Origin of the sequence: Streptomyces sp. NPDC056160 (assembly GCF_042268205.1) — a bacterium.
GTDB lineage: Bacteria > Actinomycetota > Actinomycetes > Streptomycetales > Streptomycetaceae > Streptomyces.
Genome location: NZ_JBHJUW010000153.1, coordinates 1 through 19570, shown reverse-complemented (window position 1 = coordinate 19570; position 19570 = coordinate 1). Strand labels below are relative to the sequence as shown.

The 19570-nt window shown below is 66.4% G+C and carries 16 protein-coding genes and 2 pseudogenes; 5 read left to right on the top strand and 13 right to left on the bottom strand.

Translation table 11 applies throughout. The features are described 5' to 3' along the window. Positions 1 to 126 precede the first annotated feature (126 nt). The 9 genes and pseudogenes from ACFC02_RS35790 to ACFC02_RS35750 form a co-directional block, all read right to left on the bottom strand. Positions 127 to 378: a hypothetical protein gene (locus ACFC02_RS35790; protein WP_376366282.1), complete on the bottom strand. Its 252-nt coding sequence runs from the start codon at positions 376 to 378 to the stop codon at positions 127 to 129. A gap of 44 nt (positions 379 to 422) precedes the next feature. Then, positions 423 to 551, bottom strand: a pseudogene (locus tag ACFC02_RS35785) (type I restriction-modification system subunit M N-terminal domain-containing protein); the annotation flags it as partial. A 335-nt stretch (positions 552 to 886) separates the two neighbouring features. Then, positions 887 to 1450, bottom strand: coding sequence for a TetR family transcriptional regulator (locus ACFC02_RS35780; RefSeq protein ID WP_376366279.1), 564 nt, complete (start codon positions 1448 to 1450; stop codon positions 887 to 889). 225 nt (positions 1451 to 1675) lie between these two features. Further along, entirely contained in the window at positions 1676 to 3580 is a 1905-nt protein-coding gene (locus ACFC02_RS35775; protein ID WP_376366277.1) for an AAA family ATPase, read from the bottom strand. A 150-nt stretch (positions 3581 to 3730) separates the two neighbouring features. After that, a complete protein-coding gene (locus ACFC02_RS35770; RefSeq protein ID WP_376366275.1) occupies positions 3731 to 4684 on the bottom strand; it encodes a class I SAM-dependent methyltransferase in 954 nt (317 codons plus the stop codon). Positions 4685 to 4816: 132 nt separating this feature from the next. Continuing rightward, a complete protein-coding gene (locus ACFC02_RS35765; protein WP_376366273.1) occupies positions 4817 to 6502 on the bottom strand; it encodes a hypothetical protein in 1686 nt (561 codons plus the stop codon). A 110-nt stretch (positions 6503 to 6612) separates the two neighbouring features. Continuing rightward, the gene (locus tag ACFC02_RS35760; RefSeq protein ID WP_376366271.1) at positions 6613 to 7860 is read right to left on the bottom strand and encodes an AAA family ATPase; all 1248 of its coding nucleotides are present in this window, start codon (positions 7858 to 7860) and stop codon (positions 6613 to 6615) included. 335 nt (positions 7861 to 8195) lie between these two features. Further along, entirely contained in the window at positions 8196 to 9242 is a 1047-nt protein-coding gene (locus tag ACFC02_RS35755) for a hypothetical protein (protein ID WP_376366269.1), read from the bottom strand. A 107-nt stretch (positions 9243 to 9349) separates the two neighbouring features. Next, positions 9350 to 10306, bottom strand: a complete 957-nt coding sequence (locus ACFC02_RS35750; RefSeq protein ID WP_376366267.1) for a hypothetical protein — start codon at positions 10304 to 10306, stop codon at positions 9350 to 9352. Between the two features lie 271 nt (positions 10307 to 10577). On the opposite strand from ACFC02_RS35750, the gene ACFC02_RS35745 reads away from it, so the two are divergent. Then, positions 10578 to 11048 carry a LysM peptidoglycan-binding domain-containing protein gene (locus ACFC02_RS35745; protein WP_376366265.1) on the top strand — a complete coding sequence of 157 codons (471 nt, stop codon included), beginning with the start codon at positions 10578 to 10580 and terminating at the stop codon, positions 11046 to 11048. An 84-nt stretch (positions 11049 to 11132) separates the two neighbouring features. Here ACFC02_RS35745 and ACFC02_RS35740 read toward each other — a convergent pair whose 3' ends face one another. Further along, entirely contained in the window at positions 11133 to 11366 is a 234-nt protein-coding gene (locus ACFC02_RS35740; RefSeq protein ID WP_376366264.1) for a hypothetical protein, read from the bottom strand. A 482-nt stretch (positions 11367 to 11848) separates the two neighbouring features. Then, positions 11849 to 12367 carry a hypothetical protein gene (locus ACFC02_RS35735; protein WP_376366262.1) on the bottom strand — a complete coding sequence of 173 codons (519 nt, stop codon included), beginning with the start codon at positions 12365 to 12367 and terminating at the stop codon, positions 11849 to 11851. A 1095-nt stretch (positions 12368 to 13462) separates the two neighbouring features. On the opposite strand from ACFC02_RS35735, the gene ACFC02_RS35730 reads away from it, so the two are divergent. Both ACFC02_RS35730 and ACFC02_RS35725 read left to right on the top strand, forming a co-directional pair. Next, positions 13463 to 13666 carry a hypothetical protein gene (locus ACFC02_RS35730; RefSeq protein ID WP_376366260.1) on the top strand — a complete coding sequence of 68 codons (204 nt, stop codon included), beginning with the start codon at positions 13463 to 13465 and terminating at the stop codon, positions 13664 to 13666. Positions 13667 to 13672: 6 nt separating this feature from the next. Continuing rightward, complete coding sequence (locus tag ACFC02_RS35725; RefSeq protein WP_376366281.1) at positions 13673 to 13873, top strand: hypothetical protein; 201 nt, start codon at positions 13673 to 13675, stop codon at positions 13871 to 13873. Positions 13874 to 14476: 603 nt separating this feature from the next. On the opposite strand, the gene ACFC02_RS35720 is transcribed toward ACFC02_RS35725, so the two are convergent. Continuing rightward, complete coding sequence (locus tag ACFC02_RS35720) at positions 14477 to 16390, bottom strand: helix-turn-helix domain-containing protein (RefSeq protein ID WP_376366258.1); 1914 nt, start codon at positions 16388 to 16390, stop codon at positions 14477 to 14479. An 880-nt stretch (positions 16391 to 17270) separates the two neighbouring features. On the opposite strand from ACFC02_RS35720, the gene ACFC02_RS35715 reads away from it, so the two are divergent. Next, on the top strand, positions 17271 to 17669 hold the full coding sequence (locus tag ACFC02_RS35715; RefSeq protein ID WP_376366256.1) for a hypothetical protein: 399 nt from the start codon (positions 17271 to 17273) through the stop codon (positions 17667 to 17669). Beyond that, positions 17670 to 18434, top strand: a complete 765-nt coding sequence (locus tag ACFC02_RS35710; RefSeq protein WP_376366254.1) for a hypothetical protein — start codon at positions 17670 to 17672, stop codon at positions 18432 to 18434. A 50-nt stretch (positions 18435 to 18484) separates the two neighbouring features. On the opposite strand, the pseudogene ACFC02_RS35705 reads toward ACFC02_RS35710, so the two are convergent. Then, positions 18485 to 19471: pseudogene (locus ACFC02_RS35705) on the bottom strand (cytochrome P450); the annotation flags it as partial. Between the last annotated feature and the right edge of the window lie 99 nt (positions 19472 to 19570).

The following is a 19570-nucleotide window of genomic DNA, read 5'->3' as shown; positions in this document are numbered from 1 at the left end:
CCCGGGTTCCTCTCAACCCACCCGTCAGGGGCCGTTAGGCCTCTGAGTCCGGGGTATGTGGCGAAGCCACGCCCCGGACACCGCGCGCTACCCAGGCGCGCGGTCGTTCATCAGCGGCAGCTCACCTCACATCGAAGTCGAGTCCGAGCGCCGGTCGGTTCCATCGACGGCAGCATCGCCGGCATCGAGATCCCAGGGACAGGCCGTGACGAGGGATCCTGCGGGATCGACCTCGATCAGGCTAAGCATGAGGCCCAGTTCGCGGAGTTCATCGGTGCCCCGAGCATGGGTGGTGAGGTTCGCTCGGGCCGCGGCGGAGAGCTCCATGGCTCGCTTTCGGTGCTCTTGGAGCAGAGGTTCGGGGAGCATGGTGGACATGGCTGTCCCCCTTTCTGAGCAATGAGGGCGTGGGGGCGAGGTACGTCGCTGGCGTGCTTCAAGAAGACGAGCGGCAGCAGATAGTCCTGATATTGGTGCGGGCTCAGCGGGCCGCGTAGCATCTCGGCGGCGCCCAGCAGGTGCCTCTCGCGCTGAGAGAGCGGCAGCGGCATGACGGACGTCCTTTGCGCTGCACGTGGGCAGCGCAATCAGTGGTGCCCGGCCGGGTGCGGACTTGCCCGAGCCGTCGCCGGCCCGTGGCCGCCCGATCAGCGTGTCGATCACATTGGTGGTCACGGCCAACGCGGTACTCCCGAGAGGGCTGTGGCGGGTACCCCGCCCGTCTGGGCCGGGGTTGGCGCACCACGTCACGACCGCGAGCGTGTCACCGGTCGGACATCGCGTGCCCGTCTCGCGTCCTGCAGGGTCACGCAGTCGGCAGCTGGACGACGACGGTTCCGCCGGACACGGCCAGGGCGATGAGTTCGACCAACATCTGGCGTACCACCTATGAGTTCGCTGACTCGGGGTCTTGGCGCCCGGCGGCCGCGGCAAGCAGCACCGTCAGCGCCTCGGCCGCGGCGAAGGATTCGTCCGTCGCGCCGGGTGATGACGGACGAGCGGTGATCGCGTGCTCCAGGTGTCCCAGGAGACCGGAGAGCATGTGGCGGCGGATCTCGGTGAACCGGGTGTCTTCCTCGGCCACCCGCAGGTCGACCACCCGCAGGACCACCTCGTGCTCTCGCCAGAACGCGAAGAAGGCGTCCACCGTGCTCCCGGCCGCGTGACGCCCGCCGCCCCACCCACTGCCGATCTCCGCGTAGATCAGTCCGTCGCTTCCCTCCTGCGCCACGGGCCGGGCCAGGTCCAGGACGGCCGCGTCGACGTCTGCGAAGTACTGATAGAAGGTCGCGGGCGAGGTGCGCGCGCGACGGGTGACATCGGTCACTCTCGTCGCGTGATAGCCGTGCTCGGCCAGCAACTCCTCGAGACAGAGCAGCAGTTGGCTGCGAGTCTTCAGACCGCGTGCCCCGATCGGGCTCCCTGCGGTGGTCCGGATCTCCTCGGTCATGTCACTTCCTGTTAGGTGGGGTGGCACCGGCTGGCCCCTCGGAGCCGGGCCGGCGGCGGCCGCTGTCTGATCCAGGCCCGGCCGCCCGACGCGGGAGCGTGTTCGCCCCCGCGATGCTGGTCAGGGCCCGGGCCAGCGCTGCTGTGATGTCGTCGACGGACATGACGCCGAGCGCTCCTGCGGAACACCCGGAGCAGGAGCGCTCGGTGCGATGTGGACGGCTGCTCAGTCATCCGACGGGCATGCCGAGGCTGTGCCGCTGGTCTGGGCAGCGAGCAGGCGGTCCTCGATCCAGGTGCGAACAGCCTTGCGCGCCGGCCGCGCACCCTGGGAGTCCACGTAGGTGGTCTCTTCGATGGCGCGCAGCTCGTCGTCGGGCATCGACACGGGCAGCGCCTGGGCCAGCCGTGGCTTGGCCTCGACGATCCGCTCACGCTGCCGCTCGTAGTCGGCGGCCATGATCTGCCGGTAGGTCTGTCGGTCGATGGGGTTGAACCCCACGACCAGTGAGAACCGCCCCAGCAGTTCGGCGTCGAAGAACTGCTCCAGTGCCTTGTTGAGGCTCTGGTTCGAGATGGCCTTCGGGTTGTTGCCGAAGCCGATCATCCTGCCGTCGAGCGAATCACGGGCGGCGTTGGTCGTGCAGATGACCAGGGCCTTGGAGAAGTCCAGCATCCTGCCATGGGCGTTGCGGATGTAGCCTTCGTCGAACGCCGAGAGGAACAGGCGCTGCACGGCATTGTCGGCCTTCTCGAACTCGTCGAGGAGGATCACCCGGTGGGGGTTGGACTCCAGCGTGTCGAACGGGAGTTCCTGGTTGGAGTCCGATCCGACATAGCCGGGAGGTGAGCCGATGATCTTCGATGTCGACCACTCGCTGTGGAATTCGGTCATGTTGAGGATGATCGGCTCGGTGCCGGTCGTCTCCTCAGCAATGATCTTGACCGCCTCGGTCTTACCCACACCAGAGGCCCCGGCGAACAGCCACGTCGTGGGCGTCTTCGTCGGGAACAAGTGGAGCTCTTCGCGGGCCAGACGGTCCGTGAGCTTGGCGAGCACGTCGTCCTGGCCCTGCAGGCGACTGGTGAGCGTGGCGCTCAGCGCGGCGACGTCGAGGTCCTTTCGCTGGGCGTTTCCGGTCATCAGGCGCTTGGCCACATCGAGCACACGGGTATTCGTCAGCGGCACCTGCGGGATGGACCGCAAGGTCTGCGCGAGTGCCGTGTCGCCGGCGTTTTCGGCCTGGACTATGAGCTTCTTCTGCTCCAGGACCCGGTCAGCCATCGCGCGGTCGAGCAGCGTGATGGCGTTGTCCGGACGGTGCTGGCCGGCCCGGGAGTTCGCTTCGGCGATCTGCACCACCGAGGCGAGGACGTCGTCGGAGACCCCGATCTGATGGCGGTAGTGCGCCATCAGGCCGGGCCGGACCGTGGTCATCACGGCCAGCGTCTGTTCCACGCTCAGCTCGTCGACGATGAGCCGGGTGAAGCGGCGGGCGAGGGCCGGGTCCTCGTCGAAGGCCCGAGACTCGGTGCTGGTGGTCGCGCCGATGACGGACATGTGGCCGCGGGCCAAGGCCGGCTTGAGGATCTGCGAGATCTTGCGGCCGACGGCGTCGCCATGGCTGCCGGATCCGCCGGTGATCTGGTGGATCTCGTCCATGAACAGGATGGCCTTGTTCTTGGGGTCCGAGGCGAACTCGACGATCGCCTTGACCTTCTCCTCCAGCGAGCCGACGATGCCGGTCCCGGCGATGATGTTGGTGATGGGCAGCTCGTAGATCGTGTGGTCCTTGAGCTGGTCGGGAATGAGGGCGTCGCCGAGCGCGATGCGCCGTGCGATGTCCTCGACGATCTTCGTCTTGCCGACGCCGGCGGAACCGACCAGCAGAGCGTTGGGCTTGGTCTTGCTGATGACGACCGAGAGGACCTGCCCGATGAGCGTGTCACGGAACATGGTCGGATCGGCGTTCTTGAACTTCTCGTTGTAGTCGACGAGGAGCTCCTTGACGTCGTCGGCGCTGCCACCGCTGGACGGCAGTCCCACGGACGGAGACTGCGGAGGGAAGCTGCCGCCGCCGTTGGCCTTGTCGTCGTCGGAGCCGCCGGGTGTGAAGTTGCTGAGACCCACCGGGTCCTCCTTCGGTGCGGGTCGCTCGGCGTGGTGGCGCGCTGGGCGGATGCGCCACGGTGTCCGAGCAGGGATATGGATGAGCGGGAGGGAAAGTCAGGGGTCGCCAAGAGCGGCACGGCTCTTGACGGTTTTCGAGGAGCGGCATGGTCAGCTGACCTCGATATCGCCTGGCACGGTGGTGGGCGTAGGCTTGGTGAGCGCGGCGGCAACCTCTTCGAAAGCGGCGACCGCCTTGCGAAGGTCAGCGACGATCTCCGCAGCGATATCGGCCGGGTTTCCGAGTTCCTCCACGTCCTGCGTAGGGAGGTCGCGCACGGGCCAGATCGTGGGCTGTGCGTCGGCTGGACGGGTGGCAGGAATGGTGACGAGGACGGTGTCGACGGTCGTCCCGGACTGGGAGAACGCCCGGGCCGGAAGTGCTTCTACGAGACCACCGCGCTGTTCCACGAGCTTTCGGAAGGCTGCGGTGCTGCCGGTCTGTTCAGTGACGGTCCACGACATGACCGACACCAGCAGCCCATTCGGTTTCAGGAACCGTAGAGCGTGGGTGACGTGGGCCATGTCGGTGCCACGGGTGAACGGTGGGTTCATCAACACCCGGTCGAAGCGAGGTTCGGCAGGGATGGTGAGGAAGTCAGCGACCTGTACCCGGCGCGCCACATGCGAATCGGACAGGACGGTGGCGTATCCGGGGTCCCGTTCGATGCAGTCCACGAGAGCACCACGGGCTGCTGCGGCTGTGGCTATGGCACCGGAGCCGGCAGATGGTTCCAGCACAGTCATGCCGGGTTCAAGGTCAGCCAGAGCGACGAGCCGGCCGACGACGGGGTCGGATGTGGGGAAGTACTGAGCGAGGGTGCGCTTCTCCCCCAGGGTCACGACTTCACCAGTGGTGAACACTGGGGCGAGCGCCTCGGCGGCGTGGACAGGGAAGAGGTGCGCACCCTCGGTCTTCGTCCATCGACCGCCGACCGCTTCGAGGACCTCGTTGACGCGCTGGTACAGGGCGGGAGGCAAGCGGGGGCCGACGAGCACCATGCGATGGCCGTCAGTCTTGGTGCGGTCTGATAGAACCGCGAGCACATCCGTGGGGATTCGCATCGGGGGTTCCCTTGGTGCGGCCGAGCAGGGATATGGATGAGTGAGAGGGAAAGCCAGGGGTCGCCAAGAGCGCTGCCAGCCCAGGGGGTTGGTGGCACGGCACCGCTCTTTGCGGTTCTTGGGGCAGCAGGGTCAGACGACCATGCCGAGGAGCCTCTGCCGGATGCTCGGATCGATGTGCTGCATCGAGTCGGCGTAGCGCTTGGCCAGGTCAACCATGGACGACCAGTCCATGGCGGAGCACGGTGCGTAGTACAGGTTCTTCGGGTGGTCCTGACGCGTGGACGGCGGCAGCCAGTCGAAGTCGGTGACCATGAGCGAGAGCCTGCGCTGACGTACGCGGCTGGCGTTGATGTACTGCCAGATCTGCGTGTACTCGGTTCCGCCCGACACCTTCGGGATCCTGCGGAACTCTTTCCAGATCTGAGCCGTCGACTTGTTCTCCGTGCGCAGCATCACCTCCTGGGACAGGAAGTGGCTGAACGAGTTGAAGTACAGGTTGATGTTGAGCTTCTTGGCGATCCGGATGAGCATCATGACCGCCTCCTGGTAGTTCTCCTCGGAGATCGAACCGGAGGTGTCGATGTAGATGTGCAGGTCTGGCATGTAGTGCACCGAGGTGATCCGGCCGGGCTTGTTGAAGTCGTCCGGGTTCCGGCGGTTGGCCTTGAGGAAGGTCGCCTTCGTCGTGCGGAAGATGTTCTGCGACTTGTTGACCTTGCCCATCCGGCGCAGCACACGGGTGACGTCCTTGAGCAGGTCGAGCTTGCTCGGCGGCTGCTTGCGGAACGCCACCTGGGCGCTGCGACTGCCAGGCTGGCCCGGTTGCTGGTTGGCTCCCAGGGCGGCGGCCCGGGCGGCGGCCCGTGGCAGCGATGTGAGCTTGGACAGCGACGTGTTCGAGACGACCTTCACCGGCGAAGCCAGCGACTGGTTGATGAGGGTCCACTCCCCCGTGATCTTCGCCGCGGTGGCCCGGGCATGGGCCTCGACGTTGACCAGGACGAGGGAGCGCGGGCAGAACAGCTCCCCGACCGTGAACGGCAGGACGCCGGTGTCCAGGGCGGTGTTCTGCTGGCTGGCCTGGGCCCGCTGCTGCTCGACGTAGTTCATGAGCATGTGCACGAGCACGCGGGCGAAGGAGTGCTCATCGCTGGCGTCAGAGTCGTCCCTGCGCACCAGCAGCGACTCGGTGAGCCCCTTCAGGGACAAGGCCGTGAAGTCGTTGAGCAACTTGGCGGTGGCCGGCGGCAACGCACTGGCCATCGTCTGCGTCTGCTGGGACAGCCAGACCTTGAAGTCGTCGAAGGCGGCGGAGGACTGGAACCAGAACCCGAGGGTGTCGGGGTGGAAGGTGTAGGCGACCGAGGCGAAGAAGGCGCTCTCGTCGCCGGTCCCCGCCAGCAGAGCCTTGGCGGCCGGGAGGACATCAGCCTGCGCGGTGTAGAGCACCCGCGGGGAGGGCGCGGGCATCTTGTTCTGCTGCCCGGCCTGGACGGCGAAGAGCTCGGCGACCGGCAGCGGTGTGCCCTGGTCGAAGTTGATCAGGGTCTGCCCGAGCAGCTCCTTGACGGTCTGCTCGCTGGCCACGTTCAGCGTTTCGCCGAGGCAGCTCAGGACCAGATCCGGGATGTCCCCCGTCAGATCAGCGCCCTGGGCGTCGGTGATCCTCGCCGGGGCGTTGGGGTTCAACGGCTCCAGCAGCGGGTCGATGAGGGTCTGCCGGATCGCCGGCATCGGGTCGTAATCACCGGTGCACGAGATGGTGTGCAGTGCGTCGAGTACGGCCGGCTTCTGGTTCGTGACGGTGATCGTCATGAGTCGTGGTCTCCTTCTGAGGACAAGGCAGCGGCAGAGCGCCGCCGGTGGTGAGGAGTTGCAGCAAGGACGGCAGTCCGCAGCAGTCCCCACCACCGGTGAGGGAGCGATCAGAGGAAGGCCGAGAGGACCGGCTTGGCCTGGTTGACGATCGGAGCGTCGATCTCCATGAAGGCCTCCAGGTTCTGGCGGTCGATCTGCTGGCTGGTCACCATCTCGATGAGCGTGCGGGTGTGCTCCGGCTCGATCTGGGTGATGGCCTGGGCCAGCTGCTCGATGAGGCGCGCGTTGTCCTTGCTCTCCTTGAGCGCGTACAGCAGCGACCCGGACTTCTCGTTGTCGGTCAGCGTCGCGACGAGCGCGGCCATGTCGGTCATGGTCGCTGCGGCCTTCAGGCTCTGGTAGCAGTTCGGCTTCGGGACGTTCACCCGGTTCTGCTGCACGCCGCCGGCGTTGTTCGCCAGGTCCTGGGCGATGGTGGCCACGAGCTGCGTGGTGAACATGGTGTCCCCGACGTAGGCCTCGATGGCCTCGTTCAGCAGCGAGGTCTCGCGGTCGCCGATCTGGATCGGGGTGGCCAGGTACTGCGCCAGCTGCTGCGGGTCGGCCGCGTTGAGCCACTTCGACAGGTTGTCGATGGTGCGCGGCGTGGTGAGCTGGTTCATCTCCTCGCCGCCGTCGAACAGATCGGCCATCGTGACGTTGCCGTTTCCGTTGTCGTCGTCGTCCTGGCCGTCGACGACGATGGCCTCGGGCGTCGACTTCTGGAAGATCAGCGCGGGGTACTGCGTGAGCACCGTCTTCACCCAGGGGTTCAAGTTGTCGCCGAGGACGGACATGAGGGTGGCGGCGTCGGGCTCGACGTGGAAGATCGCGAAGCGGGACAGACTTGCCTCGTCGAGCGAAGTGACGTTGCCCCTGTCGTTGCCGGCCACGACGATGCGGACGTTCTTGGGCAGCTCGACGTACCCCATGCGGCGCAGCGTGACCAGGGTCAGCGCGCCGGAGGTGACGTCGGAGGTGGTGCGGTTGATCTCGTCGAGGAAGAGGATCGGCCACTCGCGCGGGTTCTTCTCGGCGTAGTCGATGCACTCCTGGATCACCTGGTGCGGGTAGAAGACCTGCTTGTAGCTCTGCGTGCCGTCGTCCTTGGTGTACAGCACCAGGCGCGCACCGGTGAGGTCGGCCTTGTCGGCGAGCTGGTTGCACGGCAGCGTGAATGCCTGCGTGCCCATGGAGTAGGCCAGGTCCTCGACGAAGCTGGACTTGCCGATGCCGGGTTCGCCCATGAGAGCGGGCGTCGCGCCGACCTCAAGTGACTGCTTGATGAGGGTCGTCAGGGTGTCGTTGAACTTCATGTCGACGTCTTTTCTGTGCGTGGGCGAGGAAGAGAGAGAAAGACAAGAGATGCCGGAGGACGGCGCTGCTGCTCACGGCGTCGCCGAGGCTGCATAGGCCGTGAACGGTCCTGTGGCGCGGGCCGCGCCGTCGGAGCCTGGCGGAGACCTGCACTCCCGCCATTGGTGGCGCTGGAGCCCCGCTGCACATCGCCACCCGATCGCGCTCCGCGCGATCCAGCAATGTCCTCCACCTGTGCTCGGCCCCGCCGCAGCACCCGTCACCCACCCCACCCGCTGCCGGAGGCAGCGGATGAACCAGGAGCAGAAGCAGCAGCAGGAACAGACACAGGGCGTCAGTTGGTCGACGAGGAACGGGCCTCGCGGTCAGCCACGAGCGCAGCCGCCCGGTCGAGGAGGAAGGGCCGGCCGTTGCGCCGCTCGCTGTGCTTGGGGCGCGCAGGGATGACATCGACCGCCGCCTTGTAGAGCAACCACGCGGTGTCGCCCGTCGAGTACTCGACGCCGAGGGCGCTGTAGGCGCGCAGTTGCGTCCGCATCCAGCCGTAGAGCGAGGCGAGAACCGAGAACTCCCAGCGGGACATGTCGTGGTTGAAGTCGCCGGGATCCCGGAGCTGATGGCGTGCGCTGGCCAGGGCCTGCTCGACGATCGCCTGCGAGTACGGGATGTCGGGCATGTCCTCGGCGGTGCCGACAGCTGATGCTGAAGCACCGGAGCTCTCGCTGGCATTCACGGCCAGCTGCATGTAGAGGTCCTCGATGGAGGCGAAGGCCGGCACACTAGTTGCTGTGTTGACGTGAGCGACGGTGCGATCGGGCACCGGCTGGCGGGTGAAGGTCGACCAATGGTCCAGGAGCAGCTCGTACCAGCCGTGTTCCTCACGCAGGACGCGCTTGCCGGCGGCTACGGGGAAGTCGTGGAAGTTCTTCGGCAGCGGCATGACGAGATGGAAGCCCTGGCCGGACATCGACAGCTCCGAGTAGAGGATGCCCGGCAGCCGCAGCAGGTCTGTGGCCACTCCTGGCGGGCAGTCGGCCTCGATGTCGAGGACGAGCAGCCCGTCAGTCTGGGCCTGGAGGTAGAAGGCGGTGTTCGCGGCGTTCGGTATCGCCGCGGTGAGTTCGTCGAGGGTGAGCAGGCAGGTCTCGTCCAGGGCGAAGGCTCCGCGTAGTGGGCTGGCGTGCTTGCAGCTGGACGTGCAGCCGGCGAGCAGGTGCCGTACGTCGATCGGGACCTTGCGCTTCGGCGGCTTGGTGGGATCGTCGGGGGTCTCTTCCCCGATCTGTCCGGAGATGGTCCACCGACAGGCACTGGCGAGAGTGCGGATCGCGGGGTTGCCGTAGAACTGCGGGAACCAGGCATGGGGGTCGGCTGGAGTCATCGTGGGACGCACGCTTTCGGTCGGAGGCGTCAGGAGGGGAAGAGAAAGACAGGACCCCCGTACCGCACGGATGCGAGTACGGGGGTCTCATCGATGGTCAGCGTGGATCAGCCCTGGTAGGTGATCCCCGCCTGCTGGGCCAGGTCGGAGCCGTTCCAGGGGTCGGTGGCCACGGGCGAGCCCACGGCCGAACCGGCGTCCTTGAGGGAGGCGTTCTCGGCCTCAAGGCGCGCGAGCTTCTGCTCCAGGGTCTCCTGCTGGGCAGGAGCCGGAGCCGCGGCCGGAACAGCAACCGGAACAGGAGCAGCAGCGACGGGCGCAGCCACGGCGGTCGCCGGGGCCTGAGCCTGAACCGGAGCCTGCGCGGCCACGGCCACAGGTGCGGACGCCGGCTGGGGGGCCGGGAAGGACAAACCGTCCTCGACCTCGGTCGCCACCGGGACGGCGGCGGCAGGGGCAGGGGCAGGGGCAGCGCTGGCAGGAGTGACCTGAACGGGACGCGGCGTACCGTTGAGCACGATGCCACGCGCAGCTAGCTCAGCCTGGTCGATGCCGCCGGCATTGTAGTAGCGCGGCGCCTCGTGGACGATCACCTGTTCGAGGGCCAGGCCGCGGTTGTTGAAGTTCTTCGGCTTGTAGGTGCGCAGCACGAGCGTGACGTCGAGGCCCTGCGCGAGCTCCTGGCCGGACTCGTCCTGGTCATAGGTGCCGTCGCCCTTCGGAGAAGGGATCGCGATGACCGGCAGGGTGCTGCCCTTGGAGTCGATGGAGTAGTTGGGTCCGGTTTCGGGCCGCTTCGGGGAGTCGTAGCGGCGCTCGGAGACGAACTGCTCTTCGGGGGTGGGGTTGTTCGGATCGGCAAACTGGACCTCAGCGTGAATGATCGTCGCGGTGGTGTGCGGCTTGCCGATGGGGTTCATGCCGTTGTTCGTCTTGCGCTGGTCGCTGGCGACGAGCTCCGCGCCTTCGATGAGGCGGGCGAGTACGGCGAAGCCGAGCTTCCCGCGGATGAGGACGTTCTTGCCCTCGGTGAGCTGGCTGGCGGAGATGGAGTAGCTGGCCATGGTGATGCGGTTCCTTCGTTCGGTCTGGCGGTCGGTGACTCAGGGGTCCATTGGGGGGTTATCTGACAGGATTTGGACTGCCATCTACTCCCTTATCCTATCAACTTCAGTTCGACTATGAGTAGAATGTCAATGCCGGACATGAATGGTTGTGCGTGCTATTAGCAGAGGAGTCGGGGTAGGGATGGCGGATACGATTCAGAGGCCAGTGGGGATGGCGTCGAAGCCGTCGGCGCAGACGAGAGCAGTTGCCGGGAGTCACGCCGGCCCGATGGGCTTCGGCAATGGACCCGTCATCGCCGCCAGCGTCATGGTGGGTGGAGCGGCGCTCTTCGCCGGATGGGGCCTGACGCAGCTCGCGACGTCCGACGGCGGCTTCATCCAGGCACTGCAGGGCAATCACGCCCAGGTCGAGGCACCGATGAATCCCGGCGAGAAGAACGCCGGAGGCGGCAGCGCCCAGCAGCCGAGCGAGGGCGGCACGGGGAAGCAGGGCGAGAACGGGGCAAGACAGGATCCGACGCCGGGTCGCGGCGACGAGGGCAAGCCCAACGGATCGGGTGCACCGACCGAGGCGAAGCCCGCGCCGAAGGCCAAGCCGTACGCCATCGAGCCAGGCGATACGCTCACCGCGATCTCGGGGACGACGGGGGTGCCGATCGGCATCCTGGTAGAGACGAACAAGATCCAAAATCCGGATCTCATCTACGTGGGGGCTTCACTGCTCATCCCGCCGGTGTGACGACCCGGCAGGGCGGCACTGCCGCGTACCGAGCCTGATTCGATGCCCTGACCGCCACAAGGCGGTCAGGGCATCGTCGTCTCCTCAGGCGGAGGACTCTGCTTCCCGGCGGGCCTGCAGGTCCATCAGGCGCGTGCGCAGCTGGTGCAGCTGCTCGACCTCGTCGTTCATGGACCGAGTGCCATCCGGCGCGTAGTTCTGCGGGTATTCGAGCTTGTACTCGCTGAGCAGCTGGATCTTCGCATCGACGAGATCGAGCCCTGTGCTCAGATCGAGGACGTCGTCCAGCGTGAGCCCGCAATCGGCGGAGGTGGTCACGCTTCGGTCCTGGGCACTGCCACCCAGTCGCTGCAGAAGCGTGATCTACCCGGTAGGGACGAGGGCCGTGATCTCGACCTCGGCCGGGTCCAGACTCTGGACGACGTGGTAGAGGCTTCCCTCAGGGGCCTGCCAAACCGTGGTCTAGCCGCAGTAGACGTCGGCGCGGTTGCAGTGCAACTTGACCGTGAGGCCCTCCATACTCAGCGGTTTGCTCATGGTTGCTGCTCCTGGACGTCGAAGGTGCCGAAGACGAGCTGCGTGGCCTCGTAGGGCTCACCGCGAGGCGTCACCCGGGACCGGCGTGAGCCGGTCCACGGCATGTCTCCCCGCAAAGCACTCGGCCTGGGTTCGACGCCCGGATCAGCTGTGCTGATCCCCTCCCCTGTTGCGAAAAGCAGCGCTGTAACACCGTCAGAGGTCAGAAAACCCCGCCGGCAGCCTGGCCGGCGGGGTTTTCTGAGGTACAAGATCATGGGCTCTCACGCCGCATCAGCGTCGTCGGTGTCACCCTGGCCAAACAGGAATCCGCGAACATCACCGTTCTTCATCATGTCCTGCAGATGCGCCAGGAACACCGCGCGCTGCGTGGTCCGGCGGTCGACCAAGGGGTTGTATTCGCGCAGTACCTTCAGGTTGACGACCCAGCCGTTCTCGCGAGAGATGGCCTGGTCAAGCTGAGAGCCCGGAACGACGTCCATGCTGGTGAAATCGTGGTCGAACTCGGGGGCGACGCCGAGGTGTTGCTTTGGCTCGTCGATGTAGAGCGTGTCGACGCCTACCTGCTGGCCGACCTTGTCGAAAGCCACGAGGAACACACGGTCTGCCCTGGTGGTGTTGTCGACGTGGACCGCTGCAACGTTCGTGTCACCGATGAAGCTCGTCTGCTCGAGCCGTTCGTACACACGGGCACGAGACTCATGGCACCACATGATGCGCCGGGCTTCGTTGAAGCCTTTGAACTCGTCAGAGTTAGACGCTTCTGGGTGGGGGTGGATCACCGGTGCGCTCCTTCATATGCGAGATCCGGGAGGTTTACGATGTCAGGCGAATGCCTCGAAGCAGCGAGCCTCAGTCGTTCTTCACTGCGGCGCGGCAGAAGCATCTGCTGGGAGCTCGCTCGCTCCTGCTGCGCGCCGCTTGGCCGGGGGAAGCAGATCTTCCCCCGGGCGAAAGGACCGGCCATGGATCTGGTAAATCCGCGACCGGCTCGGAGGGCACCGTCGGGCCTGGTCGAGTGCTAACCACTCAGCCCGGCTGGGCCGAGGTCCTTCGTACGGTCCGGTTGGGCCCAGGAGCATCGGCGGTGAGCCGTCACTGTGGTGCACAGTGCCGGCTGGTCCGTCGCGTATTTGGAGGTCATGCAGTTCGCCCCGTCTGGCTCGGGGGCCCTCTCTCATGAAAGTCCAGCGGCCGCGCTGTTCTCACGCCGCGCACTGGTCTACTCTGAGCACCGCCGACGTGCTCGAACAAGCCGGTGGAAGGCCCCAGCGGTTCCTCAGATCTGCTGGTGGTGACTCTGCTGGCAGTCGTTCTGCACAGGCCTTGGCAGGGGCCTGGTTTTGCGCTGGCGAGAGCGGGTGCCGGGAGGATGGTTGGAGCCACCCTCTGGCGCCCGCCTCCTGATGCATGCGGCGCGTTCGTTGCCGCTCACCGGGCCAGCTCGCCGCTGGCCTGTGCGGCTCCGCCGCGGGCAAGTTTGGCTTGTGCCTCACCCGTCCGGCGGTGGGGCCGGGCTTACATCGGCAACGCTAGGCATATGCTGCGGGCGACGCCATTTCGCCGGTGCACAAACTAACCATTGACACCTTTTGGCATTGCACCAGTCAGTCGCATGCCAGCGCGGAAGTGCACCTTCCTCATGCGGGTCGTGTCGGGGGTGCACACATCTCGGTTCCCGGCATGGCTCATCCGACACTTGGCAAACTTTGCACCACTTTCGCAACACCCCCCCTTGCCCGGCCGGTCAATCGACAAATCGCCATTTCATAGGTGAACCATTGTGATCTTGGCGGGGTGAGTTTTACCCCTCTCGACGAGCCACCTTCCTCGTGTCCTCCTTGGGGTGGTGAGGGGTTTGTGGTAGCCCTTCCGATGTGATCGAGCTTCCCGCCGAGCCGATGCTGGCGGCACCCGCCGATACGTTTGCCCTCCTGTTGAATTGGTTTGCCGAACCGAAGTGGACGGCTTCCGGACTTCCAGCGCGGGCTGCTGATGGTTCCTCGGTGCTGCGCTCGCGCTGGGGTAGCGAGCCGGCCGCGGCCTTGAGGAAGATCACTGATGCCGGCCGTCTGGACTGATCCGTCATCTTCGACAGCGAACTGGTCGTATGGGAAGAGATCAGGCTCGCGTTCGAGCGGCTCACAAAGCGGCTGCATCGACGGAGTGCCGCCGCGCAACGTGCGGCGGCCGTCTGGCCGGCTCACTATGCCGTCTTCGGCCTGCTCCCTCTGGACGGCCGGAGTTTGCTTGAGCATCCCTACGTCGAAAGGCCGTGTGCGCTGTAGAACTTGTTCCGGCAGAGGGTCGCTCAGCACCCAGGACGTTGTGCCCGTCCACCAATGATGCGGAGGTGGCCCACAGATGGCTCGCCTGGTCAACGGCTAGTGTGGAGCTGCTCGCCCTGCGGCGAATACTGCACGTCTCGAATACCGATACTCCACCATTACGCGCGCGACACCCTCGAGATGGTCGTCGGTGCAGTCACCGGAGTGCCGCGCCGCCCCGCCCCGGGATTCCACTGCTCAGCCGGCACGGCTCGGAGGGACGACTGCGATATCTGGGAGGTACAAGCGCCTCGTCAGCCGCCCAGGCCCGAAGTGCGGGCGGCTTTCTACGCCCGGTGCAGACGGATCACCCGTGAGCCGGACGGTACTTCTCTGTCGGTTGGGGATCACAGCAAAAGCTGAAGGTGTCGCCGGTTGTTCCGGAGACGAGAGGTCAGAGCGGATACCTCCCTGGGACGCTCGATGCCGTCTGTGCCACCCTGTTCGGTTCGTGCGAGTACGCGCGGACATGGCCGCCGCTGACGTGCCACCCTTCGAGGTCTGCAGGCCAGAGGGGAGAGGGAGATGAAGACCGGGACCCGCGCCGGGCGCTGGCGGCGACGTTCAGCAGGCGACCACGGACAAGCCCGGACGACCTGAGCGCAGATCAGGCTGACCCGTGACGACGTGCAACGAGAACTGGAGATCGCGTACGCCCGCGAGGGTGGCAAGATCGCGCTGCATGTGATCCTCCACGGCGCGCAAGTGGGAACGCACCGTGACCTCGGAGAGACCGAGCGCGCGGGCTGCCGGCTCGACGTGTGTGTCGAAGGTGAGCCAGGCGAGCGCCGTGGACTGGAGGTCACGCCGGTCAGCTTGGACCGGTCTGACCAAGGTCTGTGCCCAGGCGTGCACGTGGGGGGTTTCCAACAGCCCTGCCAACGAGAGCTGTTCCGAACCGGCCAGAACCGGTGAAGCAGAAATCTCTCGCTGCGTGACCAGTTCCATGGCCAGGGCAACGGCGATGCGGTCGCTTATGGACGCGAAGTCCATGCGTAACAGTTCAGCGGCTCGTGAGGTCCGGCGCATGACCGTGTTGCGGTGCAAGCGCAGCCGGCGGGCAGCCACCGTGTAGGGGTAGGCGAGGGCGGCAGGAAGCGTCTCGCGCATGGACTCCCACTGTGTCTCGTCGCGCATCAGCGGGTGCAGCAGGTGGCGGGCCCAGTTTTGCGCTTCAGCCTGCGGCAGGAGACTGACGAGGTCGGAGCCGTGTACGGAGAGGGCCACGGAGTCCGGCTGGGAGGCCGCGAACCTCTGGGCGGTGCTGGCCTCGTGAAGTGCGTGGGCAATCAGGGACAGGGAGTAGACCCCGCTGCCGCCCAGTGACGAAGGGGGACCCAGGGCGGCCACCAGCCGGGTGAGTTCCGCGGAGACCTCTGCCCCGGTGTCTTTGTAGGAGCGGATCGGATGCACAATCAGGATCAGCCGGTTGTCTCGCGGGTCAGGGACGACAAGGGCCTGCTGGCCGACGGCCGCGTTGCAACGGCGTGCAGCCAGGTCCCGGCACGCCTGCTGGGTCTCCACAACGAAAACGCGTGCGGTTTCCGTTTCCAGAAGTCCGGGCGCCAGATTGGCCATGACGCGCCGCGCCTTTTCGACCTCGCCGTCCAGAAGCAGCTCGAACGCTGCGCTACGCGCCGCGCGGGACGCGTCGGAGGCTGCCCGGTACTCGCGGTGCGCCTGGTCGACGAGGCCCAGCAGTTTTGCCGCATGCCGCAGCAGCCGCAGGTCAGCCTCGTCGAATGGGGTTCGGCGGGCCACCGCGAGGACGGTGTCCGCGGCTGAGGCCGGGGCCAGCGATATGAGTTGGGTGTGGGGTCCGGAAAGCGTCTCGGGGAGAATTCCGTCGACGGTCTGACGGATGATGGCTTGGGCCAGTTGCTCGGCAGCCGTGGCAGGTGAGGCGGCTAGGACGCGCTCCGGTTCGCTGACCAGGACCTGACAGTCGAGGGCCCGGGCGAGCCAGTCCGCGATGCGCTGCATGGCCCGGGCGTCTGCCAGCTGGGCCGGCAGTTCCTGCACAAGTGAACTGAGTTGGGCAGCGCGGCGCTCGGCGAAGATCAGGCGGGACTGCTGGATCTCCTGGTGCACCCCGTCCCAGGACTCGGTGGGCGCGGACGAGGTGAGCAGGGCGATGCCAAACCGGGCGGCCCGATCCACGATGTCCGGGGGGAACGGCTGACTTGCGCCGAGGGCAGCACTCACGGCCAGACCTGCTCCGCCGTCCCGGCTCATCCGCTGGAGCAATAGCTCGAGCACCGTCGTGATGCGGCCGCGGAGCCGGAAGGGCGATGTGCCGGTGATCAGGACGAGCGAGCCATCGGGCAGAGTCGCCGGGACTCCGCCTTCCAGCAGTTGTTCCGGCGTCATCGTCACCACGCCGTTGATTTCCGTGGCCTGGGCACGCCGGGAACCGCTTTCCACAAATGTCAGTTCGAGCTCAGGCTTATCGGTGGGCAGTGAGCCCAGGGTCGGCATGACGTGCTCCTCGGGAGTTGGGACGAGGTCGTGTAGTGCCCCTGGCACCGGCTGGTCGGTATGGACGCGCGGCGATCACGGCCTCATCGCTCCACTCCCGTCAACCCGCGCTGTTGACCGCGGAGTCGCACCCTGAGGCGCCCGTCCGCCGAGACGGGGAAGCCGGCGAAGTAGCGCAGCAGTCCTCTTGAGGCGGCGCCGGGTCTGGGGTGCGGCCGTGCGGGCGAGGATCCCGGCCGGGCACCCTCTTCCGGCGCGGAGCACGCAGACGCGGCGAAGGGTCACGCGACGGCGAGCACGATCCGGTAGTCCTGCCCCGACGGCTGCCCTTCTAGGCCGAGAGCGGTGGCAGTCAAGAAGCGCACGCGGCATGGTCGTCACTCCGCCGCGCGCACCCTGACCAGCGTGGTCACTGCTGTTGGATGCCAGCTCCATCGTCAACTCTTCCCCCCTGCCGGTGCAGCGCCAACCTTCAAGCGGAGCCGCAGTTCGGCAGACATCAACGCCGTATCCCCCGCCGTCGCGCCAACTCTTCGGGCCACTAGGAACCCAGCGCCCGGGAGTTCGTTCCCGCGCTGCGATTGTCACTTTACGTAATCAACTCGCTGCGCAGAGTGCCATTCTCTCTATCGTGATCCTGCCTTGCGCTCCCGATCATGTCAACTAAAGTACACAGCAGCGAACCCAGCCCCGACTGAGCGAAAGATCGATACGTGGTGGTGTGCAGTCTTCAGCCGGGCAGCTCCCGGGCCCTGTCCGGCAACTCCTGCCCATGCTGAGGCGCAACCGCCGTCCACTGGCGGAGAGACTCAGCGCCCTGATGGCCTCCCGTCGGGATGCCAAGGGCCGCCCGTTCTCGTCGCGTACCTTGTCTGCTGCCGTGGACGCACTGCCCGGCGATCACCCGTCGGTGTCCCATGCCGCCATCGCCAAGCTGGCCAAGGGGGCCCAGGACAACCCGACTGTGGGAACCATCCTGACTCTGTGCGAAGCTCTCGGCGGCGTTCCACCCGCGCACCTTCTGCCGCACGACAGCTACGGCGATCTCAAGGCCCTGGAGGCCTTCGAGGATCCACTGCTGCGCCGTGTACTGGCACTCCTGGACGGCATTCCTCCTGACAAGGTGCAGCACGTCATCGCGGACCTGGAACGCTGCCGCGGTGATCTCGGCCTGGAACCTGTTCGCGACGAGACGGCTCAGGCGCCGGGCAAACGCCAACGGCGCCGGAGTATGGACGACGCCGCACGGTATGCGGCAGATTCACTGGAGGGGCTGTAAGTGATCGACGGCATAGTCTTCGGCACGTGCACCGTAGCCGGATTGGTGGTCACGGTGCTCTGCACGCGGAGGGCCGTGGGCAATCCGCGGGTCTCCACCTGGGCGATCGCTCTCGCCTTCGGAGTGTGCTCACTGGGCGTCCTGTGCGCCGTCCCCGCGGTAGCCGATGCGTTGCAGGACATCACGGGCGTGCACAACGTCAGCAAGCTGGTAGCTCACATTTGCGCGGTCCTGTGGTGCGCCTTCCTCCAGATCACGATGGTGGACCTGGCCTACCGGCCCGAGTATCTGAAAGCCGCGATGTTCCAGCGCGGCTTCGCCGCCGCGGTGGAACTGATGATCCTGGCACCGCTCTTCCTGGCCACGAACCGACCCGATGTCGAGTTCACAACGGGGTACGTCGACGACCCGAAGGTCGCCGCCTACCTGCTGATCTACCTCTCCTACGTCCTCGTAACCTGCGCTGAACTCGCATTCATGTGCGGCAGGACGGCACGCCGTAACTGGGGCATCAGACCGTGGAGTGGCGTCGGTTTCGCCTTGTCCTCCGTGGCGGCGGCCCTCGGCCTGGCATACGCGTTCTCCAAGGGCTCGTACATCATCTTCTACACCCTCGACAATCCCTGGCCGCTGAAGGCCGAGGAGGTCGTGAGCCCCACGCTGAGCGGACTGGCGGTGCTGTTCCTCTTCTGCGGTCTGACGCTCCCCATGGTCGGTGCCCTGCGTGAGCGACTTCGCGACAAGAAGGCACTGGCCGGAGACTAGCTGCCCGCCTACGCCGAACAGGGCAGCGGCGTCTTCGACGAGTGCCTCGGTCAGGACGAGGACGCGGTGCCTGCGTAGCGCACCGGCAGTTCGAGGAGCCCTCGGGCGCGCAGCGAAGGCCGCCACCGCGGTTCGTTCCCCGTGAGCTCAAGATCCGTGAACCGTTCCAGGAGCGCGGCCAGGGCGATCTCTGTCTCGGCTCGTGCCAAGGGTGCGCCCAGGCAGTAGTGGATGCCGTGGCCGAGCGCCAGGTGGCAGCCGGCATCGCGGCCGATGTCCAAGCGGTCCGGGTCCGGGAAGCGATCCGGGTCGCGGTTGGCGGCGGACAGGGACAGCAGTACCGTCTCGCCCGCCGGAATCCGGACGCCGCCCATCCTCACGTCCTCGATCGCGAAGCGCCGGATGGCAAGCAAGGCCGGGCCCTCGAAGCGGGCGAACTCCTCGACGGCGGCAGGAATCCGGGACGGGTCCTGCCTCAGCAGCACCAACTGGTCCGGATGCTGCAACAGGGCCAGGATCGCGTTGCCGATCAGCTGGACGGTGTTCTCATAGCCGGCGAAGAGGATGAGGAAGGCCAAGGACATCAGCTCGTCCTCAGTGAGCCGGTCGCCCTCCGTGTCCCGTACGGCAATCAGGTCGCAAAGGAGATCGTCGGCCGACTCGCGCCGCTTGTGGGCCATGAGCTCTGTGAAGAAGCCCAGCATGGCCACGATGGCTTCCTTGGCTTCGTGGGGGCGGGCCGGATCCGGGGCGATCAGCGCTGTCGTCCAGGAGCGGAAGTCCCTGCGGTGGCTTGCCGGGACGCCGAGGAGATCGCAGATCACGGTGATCGGCAGCGGGGCCGCATAGGCGGTGATCAGGTCTGTGGTGCCGTCCGCGCCCAGAGCATCCAGGAGTTGGTCGGCGGTGGCGCGGATCGGCGCGCGCAGCTGCTCGACCCGGCGCTGGGTGAAGGCCTTCCCGACGAGGCGACGCAGACGGGTGTGGTCGGGAGGATCCATATTCAGGAGGTTGGCGTCCAGAGCCGGAGGCAGGGACAACGGGCCCTGACCCTGGAGTTTGGACACCGGAGAGACTTGGATCTTGTTGGTCCAGGAGAACGGAGTCCCTGTGGGGATGAAGCATTACCCCGCCGA

Bases quoted from the DNA above. Each gene is read 5' to 3' on its own strand.
- ACFC02_RS35790 (WP_376366282.1), bottom strand. From the start codon at position 378: ATGTCCACCATGCTCCCCGAACCTCTGCTCCAAGAGCACCGAAAGCGA.
- ACFC02_RS35780 (WP_376366279.1), bottom strand. From the start codon at position 1,450: ATGACCGAGGAGATCCGGACCACCGCAGGGAGCCCGATCGGGGCACGC.
- ACFC02_RS35770 (WP_376366275.1), bottom strand. From the start codon at position 4,684: ATGCGAATCCCCACGGATGTGCTCGCGGTTCTATCAGACCGCACCAAG.
- ACFC02_RS35765 (WP_376366273.1), bottom strand. From the start codon at position 6,502: ATGACGATCACCGTCACGAACCAGAAGCCGGCCGTACTCGACGCACTG.
- ACFC02_RS35760 (WP_376366271.1), bottom strand. From the start codon at position 7,860: ATGAAGTTCAACGACACCCTGACGACCCTCATCAAGCAGTCACTTGAG.
- ACFC02_RS35755 (WP_376366269.1), bottom strand. From the start codon at position 9,242: ATGACTCCAGCCGACCCCCATGCCTGGTTCCCGCAGTTCTACGGCAAC.
- ACFC02_RS35750 (WP_376366267.1), bottom strand. From the start codon at position 10,306: ATGGCCAGCTACTCCATCTCCGCCAGCCAGCTCACCGAGGGCAAGAAC.
- ACFC02_RS35745 (WP_376366265.1), top strand. From the start codon at position 10,578: ATGGGCTTCGGCAATGGACCCGTCATCGCCGCCAGCGTCATGGTGGGT.
- ACFC02_RS35720 (WP_376366258.1), bottom strand. From the start codon at position 16,390: ATGCCGACCCTGGGCTCACTGCCCACCGATAAGCCTGAGCTCGAACTG.